This is a genomic window from Streptomyces rubrogriseus, from assembly GCF_027947575.1.
GTDB lineage: Bacteria > Actinomycetota > Actinomycetes > Streptomycetales > Streptomycetaceae > Streptomyces > Streptomyces rubrogriseus.
The window spans coordinates 3,870,698-3,886,322 of the sequence record NZ_CP116256.1; the positions used below are offsets into that span (position 1 = coordinate 3,870,698).

The window sequence follows — 15,625 nt, forward strand, 5'->3', positions numbered from 1 at the left end:
CGGGTGCCCCGTTCGGGCGGAGGACCTTCATGGCGTCGGCCGTCGTGGCGGCCGCCGCGTCCGTCCCGGCCGCCGCGCCCGCCCTCGCGGCCGGGCGGCCGGAGGGTGCCGCGTCGGGCTGCCGGTCCGTGGCGCACCTGCTCGCGGTCCCCGAGACCGGGCGCGGTGTCGACTGGCTCAGGGAGGCCCTTCAGGTCGCCGTAGCACTCGAACTCGCCACCATCCCGCCCTACCTGTGCGGATGGTGGTCCGTGGGCGACCGCACGAGCCACGTCGCACGGCTGATCCGGCGCATCATCGGCGACGAGATGTACCACATGGGCGTCGTCTGCAACCTGCTGGTGGCGGTGGGCGGCCGGCCGCGGATCACGGACGCCGCCGTCGCCTACCCCGGCCCGCTGCCCGGCGGCGTGCGCGGGGAGGTGAACGTCTATCTCTCCGGTCTCAACAGGCCCTTCGTGCGCGACGTGATGATGGCCATCGAAGCCCCGGAGGACCCCCTGGCCCGAGGCGTGCACAACTCGCCCGGCATCGGCCACTTCTACGACGGTCTGCTGCGCGCCTTCCGGGCCACGGCGCCGCCGCTGTCGGCCGACGGGCAGTTGTCCCAGCGCATCGGCTCCGACGTCCTGGAACCCGTGACCGACCTCGACGGCGTCGAGCGGGCGATCGAGATCATCAAGGAGCAGGGCGAGGGCACCGCCGGCTCTCCCGAGGACGCCTTCGGCGACGACTACCCGGCCCACTACTACGCCTTCGGCGAGATCTACCACGGCCGGCAACTGCGCCAGGAGGACGACGGCTGGCGGTTCACCGGCGCCCCCGTGCCCTTCCCCGACGCGCGCCCCATGGCCCGGGTCCCGGCCGGCGGCTGGCCCGGCCCCTCGCAGCGGGTCGGGGAGCTCCTCGACCGTTTCGACACCGCCTACGCCAAGGTGCTCAGCACCCTCGAGGCGGCCTGGGCCCACGGCGACGCGCGCACCCTGGGCTCGGCCGTCCGGACGATGCGCGGGCTGGAGGGCCCCGCCGTGGAGCTGATGGAAACCGGCATCCCGGGCGGCCGGAGTACCTACGGCCCCCAGTTCCGCCCGCCGGGCGCGTGACGCCGGACGACGCGAGCCGAGCCGGCACGCGCGGCAGGGCGCGCCCCACCGGCTACTGGACCTGCATGATCTGGATCAGGTTCCCGCAGGTGTCGTCGAGGACCGCCGTGGTGACCGCGCCCATCTCCACCGGCTCCTGCGTGAAGTGCACCCCGAGCGAGCGCAGCCGGTCGTGCTCCGCCCGTACGTCGTCCACGGCGAAGGAGGCGGCCGGGATGCCGTCCTGGGCCAGCGCCGTCCGGTACGGCCCCACCGCGGGGTGACCGGACGGTTCGAGCAGCAGCTCGGTCCCGTCGGGAGCCTCGGGCGAGACCACGGTCAGCCACCGGTCCCCACCCGCCCCCACCGGCACGTCGTGCTTCTTCAGGAAGCCCAGGGTCTCGGTGTAGAAGCGCAGCGCGTGCGCCTGATCGTCGACGAAGACGCTGGTGAGGTGGATCTTCATGGGGTCATCTCCGGTACGTGGGTTCCGGGCGGTCGGGTCATGAGGTGCTCGGGCGGGCCGGAACCCTGCTGACTCTCCGGACCCTCCGGGACATCACCTGCCTATCAAGGGCCCGCGTGTCCGGCAACGGCCCAGACCTCGGCCAGGGCCGAGGTGGTGAGCACCCGGCCGGGGCGGCCCTGTCCCGCCAGGGTGCCCGCGCGGAGCAGGAGGCAGGCCTCGGCCGAGCGCGCGGCCTCCAGGTCGTGGGTGGCGTGGACGACCGTCACGCCGTCGGCCACCAGGTCCGTCAGGAGGGCGGTGATGCGCTCTCTGGCCTCCGGGTCGAGGCCGGTGGTCGGTTCGTCCAGGAGGAGCAGGTCGGACTGCTGGGCGAGTCCCTGGGCGACGAGGGCGCGCTGCCGCTGCCCGCCCGACAGCTCCCCGAGCTGACGCGGGGCGAGGTCAGCGATGCCGAGCCGGTCCAGGGCCGAGTCCACGATCAGCCGGTCCCGGCGGTTCAGCCGGCGCCAGGGGCCGCGCTCGGCCCACCGCCCCATCTCCACGGTCTGCCGGACGGTCAGCGGCAGGGCGTCCGCGACGGCGCCGCGCTGCGGTACGAAGGCGGGCGGCCGCTCGCCGTCCCGGTGCAGGTCTCCCGATGTCGGGCGGATCACACCGGCCAGCACGCCCAGGAGCGTCGACTTGCCGCTGCCGTTCGGCCCGACCAGAGCCGTGACGGCCAATGCCGGTATCTCGCAGGTGAGTTGCCTCAGGACCGGTCGTCCCGGGTAGCCGGCGCTCAGCCCGGTCAGACGGACTCGTGCCGCCCGTCCGGGCGCGGCAGGGGGCGAGGGGCGGGATTTGTTGAACATGATTTTCATTGTAGTGTCCTCCGCATGGATTGGTTGACGGCCCCGTTCGAAGTGACGTTTGTGCAAAGAGCCTTGTGGGGCGGCATCCTGGTGTCCGCCATCTGCGCCCTGGCCGGCACCTGGGTCGTGCTCAGGGGGATGGCCTTCCTGGGCGACGCCATGTCCCACGGGCTGTTGCCCGGGGTGGCGCTGGCCGCCCTGCTCGGCGGCAACCTGCTGCTGGGAGCGGTGGCCAGCGCTGCCGTCATGGCCGCGGGCGTCACCGCGCTCGGGCGCACCCCGAGACTCTCCCAGGACACCGGCATCGGCCTGCTCTTCGTCGGCATGCTCTCGCTCGGCGTGATCATCGTGTCGCGTTCGCAGTCCTTCGCCGTGGACCTGACCGGCATCCTCTTCGGCGACGTCCTCGCCGTCCGCGAGCAGGACCTGCTCGTACTGGGCGGGGCCCTGCTGGTGGCGCTGCTCGTCTCCGTGCTCGGCCACCGGGCCTTCCTCGCCCTCGCGTTCGACCCGCGCAAGGCCCACACCCTCGGGCTGCGCCCGCGGCTCGCCCACGCGGTGCTCCTCGTCCTGCTGGGCCTCGCGATCGTGGCCTCCTTCCACATCGTCGGCACGCTCCTCGTCCTCGGCCTGCTCATCGCGCCGCCGGCCGCGGCCCTGCCCTGGGCGCGCGGCGTCCGCGGCGTCATGGCCCTCGCGGCACTCCTCGGCGTCGTCGCCACGTTCGGCGGGCTGCTCCTGTCCTGGCACCTGAGCACCGCCGCCGGCGCGACCGTCTCGGCCGTCGCGGTGGCCCTGTTCTTCCTCTCCCACACGGCGTCCGGCCTGCGGCACCTCCGTACGCGCCCCGCCACCCCCCACCCGACAGTCGACTGAAGGAATCCGAGGCGATGGAACCGACCGTCCGCAGAAACCCCACCCGCCGGCTCCCGACCGCACTCGTCCTCAGCGCCGCACTGCTCGCCACGGGCTGTTCGGAGCAGTCGGACGACGGGCGGGAGCCCGCGGCGACCGAGTCGTCCGCCACCCCGCACGGCTACGTCGAAGGAGCGCACGAAGCGGCCGAGGAGCAGTCCCGGCTGATCCTCGGCGCCCCCCGCACCGGCGCGAGCCGGGTGCTCGACCTCGTCACCGGCAAGGTGCACGAGAGCGCGCCGGTGACCGGCGCCGACGGGCTGAGCACGGACGGCCGCTTCGGCTTCTTCCACACCGACCACGGCACGCACGTGGTCGACGGCGGTTCCTGGACGGTGGACCACGGCGACCACGTGCACTACTACCGGGCGGCGATACGCGACGTCGGCGACCTGCCGGGCGGCCGCGGCGCCGAGATCCGCAGCGACGCCGCGGTGACCGCGGCGACCGACCCGGACGGCCGGACGACGCTGTACGACCGGACGGCGCTGGAGAAGGGCGAGGTGGGGCCCGCCCGGACGCTCGACGGTGTGCACGCCGGCGCCGTCGTCCCGTACGAGGAGCACCTGGTCGCGCTCGACGGGGACGACGAGTCCGCCAAGGTCGCCGTGTACGACCGCGCGGGCCGCCGGGTCGCCTCGCCCGACGCGACGTGCGAGCGGCCCAGCGGCGACGCCGTCACCCGCCGCGGCGTCGTCCTCGGGTGCGCCGACGGGGCCCTGCTCGTGAGCGCCGAGGACGGGACGTTCACGGCCGAGAGGATTCCGTACGGGCAGGACGTGCCCGAGAAGGAACGGGCCACGGCCTTCCGCCACCGGGCCGGCAGCGACACGCTGACCGCACCCGCCGGCGAGCGGGCCGTCTGGGTCCTGGACGTCACCGACCGCGAGTGGACCCGGGTGAGGACCGGCCCGGTCCTGGCGGCCAACACCGCCGGCGAGGGCTCACCGCTCCTCGTCCTGGAGACCGACGGCGCACTGCACGGCTACGACATCGCCACCGGCAGGCACACGGCTCGGACCGAGCCCCTCCTGACCGGGACCGCGAAGAGCCCCGCCGGCGCGGCAGCACCGGTCGTCGAGGTCGACCGCAGCCGCGCCTACGTCAACGACCGCACCGGTAAACGCGTGTACGAGATCGACTACAACGACGCCCTGCGCGTCGCGCGCTCCTTCGGCCTCGACATCGAACCGGTGCTGATGGCGGAGACCGGCCGATGAGGGGGACGGTACGCACCCGCATCCGGATGGCACGGCTGCGCCGCCTGCTGGTGGGACTGCTCGCCCTGGTCGCGGCCGCCACCGCCACCGCCTGCTCCGCCACGGACGAACAACCCCGCATCGTCGTGACCACCAACATCCTGGGCGACATCACCCGCCAGGTCGTGGGCGACCAGGCGGAGGTCACGGTCCTGATGAAGCCCAACGCGGACCCGCACTCCTTCGGACTGTCGGCCGTGCAGGCCGCCCAGCTGGAACGCGCGGACCTCGTCGTCTTCAACGGACTCGGTCTGGAGGAGAACGTCCTGCGGCACGTCGACGCCGCCCGCGAGGCGGGTGTGGCGACCTTCGAGGTCGGCAGGGCGGTCGACCCGCTCACCTTCCACTCCGGTGACGACGGCGGACCCGAGGGGGAGTCGGGCCGGCCCGACCCGCACTTCTGGACCGACCCCGACCGTGTGCGCACGGCCGCCGGACTCATCGCCGACCGCGTGAGCGAGCACGTGTCGGGCGTGGACCACGACGCGATCCGGGCCAACGCCGCCGAGTACGACGAGCAACTCGCCGACCTCACCGCCTTCATGGAGAAGTCCTTCGACCGGGTGCCCGAGGACCGGCGCAACCTGGTGACCAACCACCACGTCTTCGGCTACCTCGCCGACCGCTTCGGCTTCCGCGTCATCGGCGCGGTGATACCCAGCGGCACGACGCTGGCCTCCCCCAGCTCCTCCGACCTGCGCTCGCTCACCAGGGCCATGGAGCGGGCCGGGGTCCGGACGGTCTTCGCCGACTCCTCCCGGCCCAAGCGGCTCGCCGAGGTCCTGAGCGCCGAACTCGGCGACGGCGTACGGGTCGTGGAGCTGTACTCCGAGTCCCTCACCGCCGAGAACGAGGGCGCCGCCACCTACCTGCAGATGATGCGCGCCAACACCACCGCCATGACCGACGGACTGACCGTCGGCAGCCCGAAAGGAACGCACAGTTGAACACGTCCATACGCAACAGGGCCGTCACGGGGACGGCACTCGCCCTGGCGGTGTCCGCGGTCCTCACCGCTTGCGGCGGCGGCGACACCTCCTCGTCGGACGCCGCCTCCAAGGGCGACGGGAACCCCGCGTCGGCGACACCCGCGGCCTCGGTGCGGGATCCCCTGGTGGCCACCTTCGACGGCGGCCTGTACATCCTCGACGGCAAGAGCCTCGAACTCACCAGGACCATCGACCTGCCCGGCTTCAACCGCGTCAACCCCGCGGGGGACAAGGACCACGTGGTCGTCTCCACCGACAGCGGCTTCCGACTGCTGAACGCCACTCGGCAGGCCCTCACCGACATCGAGTACAAGGGCGCCAAGCCCGGCCACGTCGTGCGCCACGCCGGGAAGACCGTGCTCTTCACCGACGGCACCGGTGAGGTCAACGTCTTCGCGCCGGCCGACCTGGGCACCGGCGAGAAGCCGGACGGGCGCACCTACAGGTCGGCCGAGGCCCACCACGGCGTCGCCATCGAGCTGAGCGACGGCCGGCTCCTCACCACCCTGGGGGACGAGGAGAAGCGTACCGGCGCCCTGGTGCTGGACAAGAACGGCAAGGAGATCGCCCGCAGCGAGAACTGCCCGGGCGTCCACGGCGAGGCGGCCGCCCGCGGCGAGGCGATCGCCCTGGGCTGCGAGGACGGCGTCCTGATCTACAAGGAGGGCGGGTTCACCAAGGTCGACGCCCCCGACGACTACGGCCGCACCGGCAACCAGGCGGGCAGCGACGCGTCCCCCGTGCTCCTCGGCGACTACAAGACCGACCCGGACGCCGAGCTGGAACGGCCGACCCGCATTTCCCTGATCGACACCGAGACGGCGAAGCTCCGCCTGGTCGAGCTGGGCACCAGCTACTCCTTCCGCTCCCTCGCCCGCGGACCGCACGGCGAGGCGCTCGTCCTCGGGACCGACGGCGCCATCCACGTCGTCGATCCGGACAAGGGCACGGTCGAGAAGAAGATCCCCGCCGTGGGGGAGTGGCAGGAACCCCTGGACTGGCAGCAGGCCCGGCCCACCCTGTTCGTCCGCGACCACACCGCCTACGTGTCCGAACCGGGCAAGAAGGCCGTGCACGCCATCGACCTCGAATCCGGGAAGCGAACCTCGGTGACCCTGCCGCAGGGCACCAACGAGCTGTCCGGAACGGTCGCGGGCCACTGACGGGCGCGTCCCCCGGCACCGCGGGTGCCGGGGGGACGTACCGAACAGCCGCCCTAGGACTGGGGCCGCCGTCCGTGGTTGGCCGGGTGATTGCGGCGTGCCTTCTTCTTCCGGCGTCGCTTCGAGGACATGCGTGCCTCCTTCGGAAGACGTCCGATCGGTGCGCGTTCCGTGTCAGTGCGCATCCGTCCATGGCGTCCGTCCACGATTCCACGCACGGCCGGGCCGTGCCATTCGGCGCGGGGCGGACCCCGCGGACGCCGTGGCGCTCACGGACCGCGCCGGCGACGAGCCCGGCCAGGCGACGTCGTCGATCGCGAGCCACGGCGCGCCGGCCACGGCCGTGGGAGTGAGGCCGGTGAATTCCTTGACCTCCCGGTGCAGGTGGGACTGGTCGGCGTAGCCGCTCTCGAAGGCGACCGAGGCCGGGGCCAGGCCGGCCGCGAGCAGATGGGCGGCATGGTCGAACCGCACCAGCCGGGCGGCCCGCTTGGGCGTGATGCCGAGCTGGGCGTGGAAGCGGGCCGACAGCCGCTTGCGGCTCCAGCCCACCTCCTCGGCCAGACCCTCGACCCGTACGCGCCCCCGGCCCGCGAGCGTCCTGCCCCAGGTGTGGGCGACCTCCGGATCGACCGGAGGCCGGTCCGCCGTGCGGCGGCGGAGGACGTCCGCCGCGAGCGCGAACCGCTCGTCCCAGGACCCGGCGGCGCGCAGCTCGTCCTGGACCCGCCCCGCCTCACGGCCCCAGACGTCCTCGAACGACTCCACCCTCCCGCCGAGCCCCGCCGACGGACCGAGCACCGCGGCCGCCACCGCCGGTTCCAGCCGGATCTGCAGGCACGTGCCGACGCGGCCCGCCGCCCTGAGGCCGCCCGGAGCGAGCCCGACGACGAAGCTGCCGTGCCCGTGCCGGTCCCGGGCGCTGTACAGGATGCCGTCGCCGTCGCTCAGGTCGATGAGCAGGGTGACGGACGGATGCGCGACCATGGCCATGTCCACGAAGGCGGACACGTGCTGACTGAACCCGGCCATCCCGACCCCGGCGAGCCGGGCCGAGGGACGCGGGACCGCGACGTCCACGATCGACCAGTCCGGCGGCGCCCCGGTCGGTGCGTCGGCAGATGCGGGGGCCGACGCGCCGGTCGGTGTCCCGGTGGACAACACGCCGCCAGTCTAGGTCTCGGGGCCGACGGCCGGGAGGTCCGCGTCCCGGGCGGTGAAGCGGAGCAGCGACTCGCCGGTCGGGCCGGGCGCTTCCAGCGGCGGCAGGTGCCCGACGCCCGGCAGCAGCTCGAGCCGCGCGTTCGGTACGGCCTCGTACCGGTGCGCCGACGCCGGGTCCCAGCGCGGGTCGGCGGCACCGAAGAGCACCAGCACCGGGACGGTGAGGGCGGCGAGGCGTTCGGGTACGCCGCGCTCGGCGAGGTAGGCCGTGTTCCCGCGGGCCACCGTCCTGAAGGAGCGGTACGAGATGTCCCGCACGTCGTCGATCATCTCGGCCGGGACCTCCAGGGGACCGGCGGCCGTCGCGGCGATCGCCTTGCGGAGCATCGCGTCCGTGCGCCGCGGCCACAGGAGCGGGCCGAAGGGCGGGGCCAGCAGCAGCCGGAGGATCACCGGCTGCGGAAGAAGCGCGTCCAGATCCGGGCCCGTGCTCACCAGGGCGAGGCCGCCCACCAGGTCGGGTCGCCGCTCCGCGAGCGCCGTGGCGGCGTAGCCGCCGCTGGAGTGGCCGGCCACGGTCACCGAACGCAGGCCGAGGTCGTCCAGGAGCGCCGCCAACCGACCCGCCTGCAGCGGCACGTCGTACGACGGGGTGGGCGGCGACTTGCCGCAGCCGGGGAGGTCGACGCGCAGGACGCGACGGTGCTCGGCCAGCGCCGGGACCACCCGGTTCCACGACGCGCCGGAGGCGCCGGAACCGTGGATGAGCAGGACGGGCGGCGCCTGCGGCGGGCCGTCGTGGACCACGTGCATGCCGTGCGGGAGACGGTTGTCGTACTGACTCATGCCGCAAGGGTGCGCCCGGTGCCGGACACGGGTCTTGTACGAATGTCCCCGCTCCGGCCGCACCCGCCGCTCCGGCCGCCCCCCCCGCCGACGGTCAGGCGTGCGGGGTGCCGCGCACCGGATGCTTGCTCAGTACGGAGACCCGGTTGAAGGCGTTGATGCTGATCGCCACCCAGATCACGGCGGAGATCTCGTCGTCCGACAGGACACTCCGCGCCTCGGTGTACGCGGCGCTCTGCGCCCCCGCGTCGGCGGGATGCGTGGTGGCCTCCGCGAGGGCCAGCGCGGCGCGTTCCCTGGGCGAGAACAGCTCGGTGTCGCGCCAGGCCGGCAGCACGCCGAGCCGCTGGGTGGTCTCGCCGCCGCGCAGCGCGGCCCTGGTGTGCGCGTTGAGGCAGTAGGCACAGGCGTTGAGCTGCGAGACGCGGATGTTGACCAGTTCCACGAGGATCCGGTCGAGCCCGGCCGCCTCGGCGACGCCCCGGACCGCCTCCGCCGTGGCACGCAGCGCCGCGTAGGCCTCCGGGCTCTGCTTGTCGACGAACACACGTCGTTCGCCGGTGCCTCCAGGGGTGCCTGCGTCGGTGCGTACAGGCGTCTGTGTCATGTGGGGTGTCCTCCGTCGCGCGATACCGTTTCTCACGTCCTATCATCGAACCATAGAAGTTGAAATTGAAACTTTCAGGGGCGAGTGGGAGGACCGAGCGGTGAGCAACACGGAGACGCACCCCGCCGAAGTCAGGTGCGGGGCAGGGGAGGACGGGGCGCCCGCCGCCGGCGTGGAGATCCTCACGGCGCGGGACGTCCCGCTCGGCGGACCGCGCGCGATGACGGTGCGCCGCACCCTGCCGCAGCGGGCCCGGACGCTGATCGGAGCCTGGTGCTTCGCCGACCACTACGGTCCCGACGAGGTCTCGCGGTCCGGCGGCATGGACGTGGCCCCGCACCCGCACATCGGCCTCCAGACGGTCAGCTGGCTGTTCAGCGGGGAGATCGAGCACCGGGACAGCGTGGGCAGCCACGCGCTCGTCAGGCCGGGCGAGGTGAACCTCATGACGGGCGGTCACGGCATCAGCCACTCCGAGGTGTCCACGCCGGACACCGCGGTCCTGCACGGCGTCCAGCTCTGGGTGGCGCTGCCCTCGGAGCACCGCGACACCGCTCCGGCCTTCCAGCACCACGTCCCCGCCCCGGTGGCCCTGGACGGCGGCGAGGCACGCGTCTTCCTCGGCTCGCTCGCGGGGGACACCTCGCCGGTCGGCACCTTCACGCCCCTGCTCGGCGCCGAGGTGACCCTGGCCCCGGGCGCCACCGTGACCCTCGACGTCGACCCCGGCTTCGAGCACGGCGTCCTCGTCGACAGCGGCGACGTACGCCTCGACGGCACGGTCGTGCGCCCCGCCGAACTGGCGTACGCCGCCCCGGGACGACGGACCCTCACCCTGACGAACCAGGCACCGGCCGCCGCCCGACTGCTGGTGCTGGGCGGTCCTCCCTTCCCGGAGGAGATCATCATGTGGTGGAACTTCGTCGGCCGGTCCCACGACGAGATCGTGCGGGCCCGCGAGGACTGGACGAACGGCGACCGTTTCGGCGAGGTGCACGGCTACGACGGTTCCCCACTGCCCGCGCCGGAGCTGCCGAACGTACCCCTGAAGCCGCGGCGGAACAGGCGCTGACCGGGAGTGCCGCCCGACCGTACGTCGGGCCCGTCGAGGAGAACGGCGCAGGACGCCCGCCCAGCGCAGTCGCAGGGGAGCGGTGGCGGGAATGAGGGGGCGTCCGGCGTGTGCATGTGCCTGCGCAGGGAAGACGGCGGCTGGGTCGCGGGGCGACCGTCCCGCCGCCGGAAGGGCGGGGGAACCTGAGAAGGTGGATACATGGACGTGAAGCGCAGGAACAACGTCTCGGTCACGGGCAACCCGATGGGGCGTACGGTGCTGCTCGCGCACGGGTTCGGCTGTGACCAGAACATGTGGCGGCACACCGTGCCGGCTCTGGCCGACGACTACCGGGTGGTGCTCTTCGACTACGTGGGTTCGGGGCGTTCCGACCTGTCCGTCTTCTCCGAGCAGCGCTACGCGTCCTTGGACGGCTACGCCACGGACGTGGTGGAGATCTGCGAAGAGCTCGACCTGCGCAACGCGGTCTTCGTCGGTCACTCCGTGAGCGCGATGATCGGTGTGCTCGCCGCCGGGAGGGTGCCGTCGCGGATCGGAGCACTGGTGATGGTCGCGCCGTCTCCCTGCTACATCGACGACGAAGGCTACCGCGGCGGTTTCAGCGCCGAGGACATCGACGAGCTGCTTGCCTCCCTGGAGTCGAACTACCTGGGCTGGTCGGCGACGATGGCACCGGTCATCATGGGCAACGCCGACCGGCCGGAGCTGGGCGAGGAGCTGAAGAACAGCTTCTGCGCCACGGACCCGGACATCGCCCGGATCTTCGCCCGGACCACGTTCCTGTCGGACTCGCGGCAGGACCTCAAAGGGGTGGGGGTGCCGACGCTGGTGCTGGAGTGCGTCCAGGACGTCATCGCGCCCCGGGAGGTCGGCGCCTTCGTGCACCAGGCCATCGCCGGCTCGACCCTGGTCACACTGGACGCCACCGGGCACTGTCCGCAGCTGTCCGCGCCCGAGGCGACCAACGCGGCGATCACCGAATTCCTGGTGCGACTGCAGTGATGTGCCGCACCGGGCACGACGAGCCCGACCCCTCCGACCCGGACAACGGGGAGGCGAGCGCGGCGTTCGCCTCCCTGCTGGAGGACAGCGCGGAGGAACTCTACGAGCACGCGCCCTGTGGGTACCTGTCCACGCTGATGGACGGCACCATCGCCAAGATCAACCTCACCCTGCTGGGGTGGCTGGGCCTCGAGCGGGACCGGGTGGTCGGCAGGCTGCGCTTCACCGACCTGCTCACCGTGGGTGGCAAGCTCTACCACGAGACGCACTTCGCGCCGCTGCTGCGGATGCAGGGTGAGATCAGCGGGATCGCGCTGGAGGTGAAGCAGGCCGGCGGTGGCCGCATGCCGGTGCTGGTCTCCTCCGTCGTGAAGCACGGCAGTACCGGCGAACCTTTGCTGATCCGCACTACCGTCTTCGACGCCCGCGACCGCCGCTCCTACGAAGAGGAACTGCTCAGAGCCCGCAGGGCGGCGGAACAGGCGCGCGAGCAGGCGGAACGGGACCGGGCCAGGCTCCAGGACGCCCTGGCCGTTCTCCAGCAGTCGCTGCTGCCCGCGGATCTGCCGTCGGTGCCGGGGATGGAGGCGGCCGCGCACTACCGCACCGCTTCCCCCGACCGCCTCGGCGGCGACTTCTACGACCTCTTCCCCAGTCACGGGAAGAACTTCGCCTTCTTCCTCGGTGACGTGTGCGGCAAGGGTCCGCAGGCCGCGGCGATCACCTCGCTGACCCGTTACACCCTGCGCGCCGCGGCCCTGCACGACCCGGATCCGGTCGCCGCGCTGACAACCCTCAACCAGGTGCTCCACGAGCGCTACAACGGAGACGACCCGCGCTACTGCACCGTGATCTTCGGCACGCTGGAACCGGACACCGCCTCCGGAAAAGTCACCGTCCGCCTTGCCTCGGGCGGCCACCCCTCGGCCCTGATCCTGCGCGCGGACGGCACGGCCGACTTCCTGCCCACGCCGGGTGGGCTGCTCGTCGGCATCCTGCCCACGGCCTCCTTCGCCACCGCCACGACGGCCCTCGGGCCCGGGGACACCCTCCTCCTGTACACCGACGGCCTGACCGAAGCACGTACGGGAGAGGACAGCACCGCTCGGTACGGGGACGAGGCGCTGCGTGCGCTGGCCGCCTCACACGCCGGCGAGTCGCCCCAGGCCGTGATGGAAGCCCTGACCGCACTGCTGGACGGCTTCGGCGACGGCCTGGACGACGACACCGCTCTCCTCGCCCTCGGCGTCCCCGCCCCCGGCCCGAGGCGCGAAGCCGCCCCGTGACCTCCCGCGTGCGCAGGCCGCGCGGCCTGCCTATCGCGCGGTGCTGAACGGAGACGTGCGGGAGGCCGGACCGGCGGACCGTCCGTGGTCCGTCTCGTCCTGCACGAGCAGGGACAGCAGCGCGGCCACGGTCAGGCCCGCTTCCGCCGGGTGGCGCAGGACCTTGTCCGGTTCGATGCGGTAGGTGTTGCTGCGCCCGTCGCGGGTGTGCGAAAGGTAGCCGTCCTGCTCCAGGTCGGAGATGATCCGCTGGACGGCGCGTTCGGTGAGTCTGCAGTGGACGGCGATGTCGCGGATCCGCACGTTCGGATTGTCGGCGATGGCGGCCAGCACACGTGCGTGGTTGGTGACGAACGTCCATCCGGAGTGAGATCCAGGCACTTCAACCATGCGCATCATCCTAGAGAGTACTTTGGGAGACATTCTATACGTGACACATGTGTCGCACGACTGCCTGTCGGCGGTCGGTGCGGGCAGTCGTGGAACCGTCTTTGCGCGACGGTAAATACATGACATACTTTTCGCGCTACAGGTGACGTGTTCTGTCCAGGGGAGACGTAGGAGGGGCCGAGAGTGTCTTTGGATGAAGCGGTCGCAGGGTGCTCGCACACCGGCCGGAGCCGGCTCCCGGTCACGGACCAACCCACGCAGTCGCAGTACGAACTGCACGGTGCCCGGGTCGTCAGCGCTCGGGGCTCGTACGACATGTGCTCGGTCGAGCCGTTGGCCGTCGCGCTGAGAGCAGCGGCCGAGGAATGCCCGAAGGTGGTTCTGGACGCTTCCGGCATCGCCTTCGCCGACTCCTCGTTGCTGAACCTGCTGATCCTGACCCACCGGGCGACCGACTTCCGGATGGCCGCGCCGACGCAGCAAGTGCGGCGGCTCCTGCAGGTCACGGGCGTCGACGCCGTCCTGAAGGTACGGGCGACGGTGGAAGAGGCCGCTGCCGCCCTGTGACCACCGCATGCAAGCCCCGGCCGAACGCGAGGCGTGTCGCTCGGGGAAGCGGATACGAGGCTTGAGACGGGAGAGGAAAGACACCGATGATCCTGCCGGCGGAGAAGGAACTGCGCGCGGTGCTGGCCCGCTTCGCCCAGGCGCGCATCGACCACGACGTGCGTCCCACCGGCTGCACGAGCAGGCTCCTCGAGGACGCCACCTACACGCTGTGCGTGATGACCGGGGCCCGCACCGCCGAACAGGCCCTGCGCGCGGCGGACACGCTGCTCGAACGGTACGCCGAGCGCACCGACGTCTCCGTGGAGGGCGAGACCCTGGCCGCGTGAGCGGGTAACGGACATCCGGGGCGCCCGGCCCACGGGGGACGTTCCGCTTCGGCGGCGTTCCGAGGCGAGCAGCACGCCGCACGCCGGACCCCGGACGAGCCGGTCACCGGGCTAATCGAGGGCGATCCGCGCGGAGACGCGCTTGCCGGACGGCTCGCGGTGGATGTCTACGGCCTGACTCAATGCCGCCACGATCTCCAGTCCGTGCTGACCGACCCTTGCGGGGTCGGCGGGCCTGGGAGTCGGCAGGGTGGTGTCGCTGTCCCGCACGGTGACGGTCACCGCCTCCTCCGTGCACTCCAGGGTGAGTTCGATGGGGCCGGACCCGTACTTGACCGCGTTCGTCATCAACTCGCTCACCACCAGCTGGACGGCCTCCGCCGAGCTTTCCCTCAACGGGGTCCGTCGGCCACGCCGCGACATCGTGAGGTACTCGGTCGCGCAGTGCCGGGCGTCCGCGATGCACATGGCCTCGCGCCGGTACGTCACCGAGACCTTCCGCAGGCCGGTACCGTCCGGTGCCCGCTGTATCGACGAACCGTTCAGTCCGGTCTCACTCATTCCAACCGCCACGTTGCCCCCGAGCCGTGCACGGCGCGCCGACGCCTCCCGCGCCATGGAAACATTTGTCGTTCTTGTGATGGTCCCGCTTTCCGTCGCCACCGTACTCGTCGACCAGTGGGAGAGCGGGGTCCGAGGTCCCGGGTCCTGCTCAGGTGGTGCTGAGCATGCCTTCGCGCAGTCGGGCGAGGAGTCGGGAGATGAGTCGGGAGACGTGCATCTGGGAGACGCCGAGGCGTTCGCCGATGTCCTTCTGGGTGAGTTCTTCGACGAACCGCCAGTGGATGATCTGCCGGTCGCGGTCGTCGAGTTCGGCGATCATGGGGGCGAGGGCGTGGAAGTCGTCGACCAGGGCGAGGGCGGCGTCGTCGGTGCCGATGAAGTCGGCGAGGGCGGATTCGCCGTCCTCGCTGCCGTTGATGGCCGCGTCCAGGGAGGCGGAGTTGTAGCCGTTGGCCGCGAGTCGGGCCTCGACGACCTCGTCCTCGGGCAGGCTCATGAGTTCCGAGAGTTCCTGGGTGGTGGGGGTGCGGCCGAGGCGGCTGCGCAGTTCCTCGGTGGCGCGGGCGAGCTGGACGCGTGCTTCCTGGAGGCGTCGGGGGACGTGTACGGCCCAGGAGGTGTCGCGGAAGAACCGCTTGATCTCTCCGACGATGTACGGCACGGCGAAGGAGGTGAACTCGACTTCGCGGGTGAGTTCGAACCGGTCGATGGCCTTGATGAGGCCGATCATGCCGACCTGGACGATGTCCTCCATCTCTTCGGGGCCGCGGCTGCGGAAGCGGCCGGCCGCGAAGCGGACCAGGGACATGTTCATCTCGATGAGCGTGTTGCGTGCGTACTGGTGCTCGGGGGTGCCTTCCTCCACCACGGTGAGCTGCTCGAAGAACAGCTTCGACAACTCCCGCGCGTCCCTGGGCGCCACCTTGGACGGGTCCGCGATCTCCGGCATGTCCGTCGTGGCATGGTCGGTGGCTCGCGCGGTCGTCGTCGTCATGATGTGCCCTCCCGGTTCGCTGCCCACTCACAGACAGCCGAATCGGCGAATACCCCCTGCACGGGGGAGTATG

At 71.9% G+C, this 15,625-nt stretch carries 18 protein-coding genes; 10 read left to right on the plus strand and 8 right to left on the minus strand.

All coding sequences use genetic code 11. The features are described 5' to 3' along the window. Nucleotides 1-29: 29 nt before the first annotated feature. A complete protein-coding gene (locus tag Sru02f_RS17695) occupies nucleotides 30-1,103 on the plus strand; it encodes a ferritin-like domain-containing protein (RefSeq protein WP_167469400.1) in 1,074 nt (357 codons plus the stop codon). A gap of 52 nt (nucleotides 1,104-1,155) precedes the next feature. On the opposite strand, the gene Sru02f_RS17700 is transcribed toward Sru02f_RS17695, so the two are convergent. Next, complete coding sequence (locus Sru02f_RS17700) at nucleotides 1,156-1,548, minus strand: VOC family protein (protein WP_109030982.1); 393 nt, start codon at nucleotides 1,546-1,548, stop codon at nucleotides 1,156-1,158. A 104-nt stretch (nucleotides 1,549-1,652) separates the two neighbouring features. Continuing rightward, on the minus strand, nucleotides 1,653-2,411 hold the full coding sequence (gene aztA, locus Sru02f_RS17705) for a zinc ABC transporter ATP-binding protein AztA (RefSeq protein ID WP_109030983.1): 759 nt from the start codon (nucleotides 2,409-2,411) through the stop codon (nucleotides 1,653-1,655). Between the two features lie 15 nt (nucleotides 2,412-2,426). Here aztA and aztB point away from each other — a divergent pair, with 15 nt between their 5' ends. Genes aztB through aztD form a run of 4 tightly spaced genes read left to right on the plus strand, consistent with a single transcriptional unit; the run spans nucleotide 2,427 to nucleotide 6,728 of the window. Then, nucleotides 2,427-3,278: a zinc ABC transporter permease AztB gene (aztB, locus tag Sru02f_RS17710; RefSeq protein WP_109030984.1), complete on the plus strand. Its 852-nt coding sequence runs from the start codon at nucleotides 2,427-2,429 to the stop codon at nucleotides 3,276-3,278. A 14-nt stretch (nucleotides 3,279-3,292) separates the two neighbouring features. Next, complete coding sequence (locus Sru02f_RS17715) at nucleotides 3,293-4,537, plus strand: hypothetical protein (protein WP_109030985.1); 1,245 nt, start codon at nucleotides 3,293-3,295, stop codon at nucleotides 4,535-4,537. After that, on the plus strand, nucleotides 4,534-5,523 hold the full coding sequence (gene aztC / locus Sru02f_RS17720) for a zinc ABC transporter substrate-binding protein AztC (RefSeq protein ID WP_109030986.1): 990 nt from the start codon (nucleotides 4,534-4,536) through the stop codon (nucleotides 5,521-5,523). Before Sru02f_RS17715 ends, aztC begins: the two co-directional genes overlap by 4 nt. After that, nucleotides 5,520-6,728: a zinc metallochaperone AztD gene (gene aztD / locus Sru02f_RS17725; protein WP_109030987.1), complete on the plus strand. Its 1,209-nt coding sequence runs from the start codon at nucleotides 5,520-5,522 to the stop codon at nucleotides 6,726-6,728. Before aztC ends, aztD begins: the two co-directional genes overlap by 4 nt. A gap of 174 nt (nucleotides 6,729-6,902) precedes the next feature. Here the strand turns inward: aztD and Sru02f_RS17730 are convergent, their stop codons facing one another. The 3 genes from Sru02f_RS17730 to Sru02f_RS17740 all read right to left on the minus strand — a co-directional run bounded on the left by Sru02f_RS17730 (nucleotide 6,903) and on the right by Sru02f_RS17740 (nucleotide 9,345). Then, complete coding sequence (locus Sru02f_RS17730) at nucleotides 6,903-7,892, minus strand: helix-turn-helix domain-containing protein (protein ID WP_109030988.1); 990 nt, start codon at nucleotides 7,890-7,892, stop codon at nucleotides 6,903-6,905. A gap of 9 nt (nucleotides 7,893-7,901) precedes the next feature. After that, nucleotides 7,902-8,738 carry an alpha/beta fold hydrolase gene (locus tag Sru02f_RS17735; RefSeq protein WP_373103473.1) on the minus strand — a complete coding sequence of 279 codons (837 nt, stop codon included), beginning with the start codon at nucleotides 8,736-8,738 and terminating at the stop codon, nucleotides 7,902-7,904. A 94-nt stretch (nucleotides 8,739-8,832) separates the two neighbouring features. After that, a complete protein-coding gene (locus Sru02f_RS17740; protein WP_109030990.1) occupies nucleotides 8,833-9,345 on the minus strand; it encodes a carboxymuconolactone decarboxylase family protein in 513 nt (170 codons plus the stop codon). 100 nt (nucleotides 9,346-9,445) lie between these two features. On the opposite strand from Sru02f_RS17740, the gene Sru02f_RS17745 reads away from it, so the two are divergent. The 3 genes from Sru02f_RS17745 to Sru02f_RS17755 all read left to right on the plus strand — a co-directional run bounded on the left by Sru02f_RS17745 (nucleotide 9,446) and on the right by Sru02f_RS17755 (nucleotide 12,708). Next, a complete protein-coding gene (locus Sru02f_RS17745) occupies nucleotides 9,446-10,417 on the plus strand; it encodes a pirin family protein (RefSeq protein WP_109030991.1) in 972 nt (323 codons plus the stop codon). A 201-nt stretch (nucleotides 10,418-10,618) separates the two neighbouring features. Continuing rightward, nucleotides 10,619-11,422 carry an alpha/beta fold hydrolase gene (locus Sru02f_RS17750; RefSeq protein ID WP_109030992.1) on the plus strand — a complete coding sequence of 268 codons (804 nt, stop codon included), beginning with the start codon at nucleotides 10,619-10,621 and terminating at the stop codon, nucleotides 11,420-11,422. Then, the gene (locus Sru02f_RS17755) at nucleotides 11,422-12,708 is read left to right on the plus strand and encodes a PP2C family protein-serine/threonine phosphatase (protein WP_109030993.1); all 1,287 of its coding nucleotides are present in this window, start codon (nucleotides 11,422-11,424) and stop codon (nucleotides 12,706-12,708) included. The genes Sru02f_RS17750 and Sru02f_RS17755 overlap by 1 nt, the downstream gene beginning before the upstream one ends. 30 nt (nucleotides 12,709-12,738) lie before the next feature. Here Sru02f_RS17755 and Sru02f_RS17760 read toward each other — a convergent pair whose 3' ends face one another. Then, nucleotides 12,739-13,098, minus strand: coding sequence for a helix-turn-helix transcriptional regulator (locus Sru02f_RS17760; protein WP_164278989.1), 360 nt, complete (start codon nucleotides 13,096-13,098; stop codon nucleotides 12,739-12,741). A 183-nt stretch (nucleotides 13,099-13,281) separates the two neighbouring features. Here Sru02f_RS17760 and Sru02f_RS17765 point away from each other — a divergent pair, with 183 nt between their 5' ends. Both Sru02f_RS17765 and Sru02f_RS17770 read left to right on the plus strand, forming a co-directional pair. Beyond that, on the plus strand, nucleotides 13,282-13,665 hold the full coding sequence (locus Sru02f_RS17765; RefSeq protein WP_109030995.1) for an STAS domain-containing protein: 384 nt from the start codon (nucleotides 13,282-13,284) through the stop codon (nucleotides 13,663-13,665). An 86-nt stretch (nucleotides 13,666-13,751) separates the two neighbouring features. After that, nucleotides 13,752-13,994, plus strand: coding sequence for a DUF5133 domain-containing protein (locus Sru02f_RS17770; RefSeq protein WP_109030996.1), 243 nt, complete (start codon nucleotides 13,752-13,754; stop codon nucleotides 13,992-13,994). Between the two features lie 111 nt (nucleotides 13,995-14,105). On the opposite strand, the gene Sru02f_RS17775 is transcribed toward Sru02f_RS17770, so the two are convergent. Together Sru02f_RS17775 and Sru02f_RS17780 are read right to left on the minus strand one after the other, a co-directional pair. Beyond that, nucleotides 14,106-14,555 carry an ATP-binding protein gene (locus Sru02f_RS17775; RefSeq protein WP_167469401.1) on the minus strand — a complete coding sequence of 150 codons (450 nt, stop codon included), beginning with the start codon at nucleotides 14,553-14,555 and terminating at the stop codon, nucleotides 14,106-14,108. A gap of 151 nt (nucleotides 14,556-14,706) precedes the next feature. Further along, nucleotides 14,707-15,552 carry an RNA polymerase sigma factor SigF gene (locus Sru02f_RS17780; RefSeq protein ID WP_109030871.1) on the minus strand — a complete coding sequence of 282 codons (846 nt, stop codon included), beginning with the start codon at nucleotides 15,550-15,552 and terminating at the stop codon, nucleotides 14,707-14,709. Nucleotides 15,553-15,625: the final 73 nt, after the last annotated feature.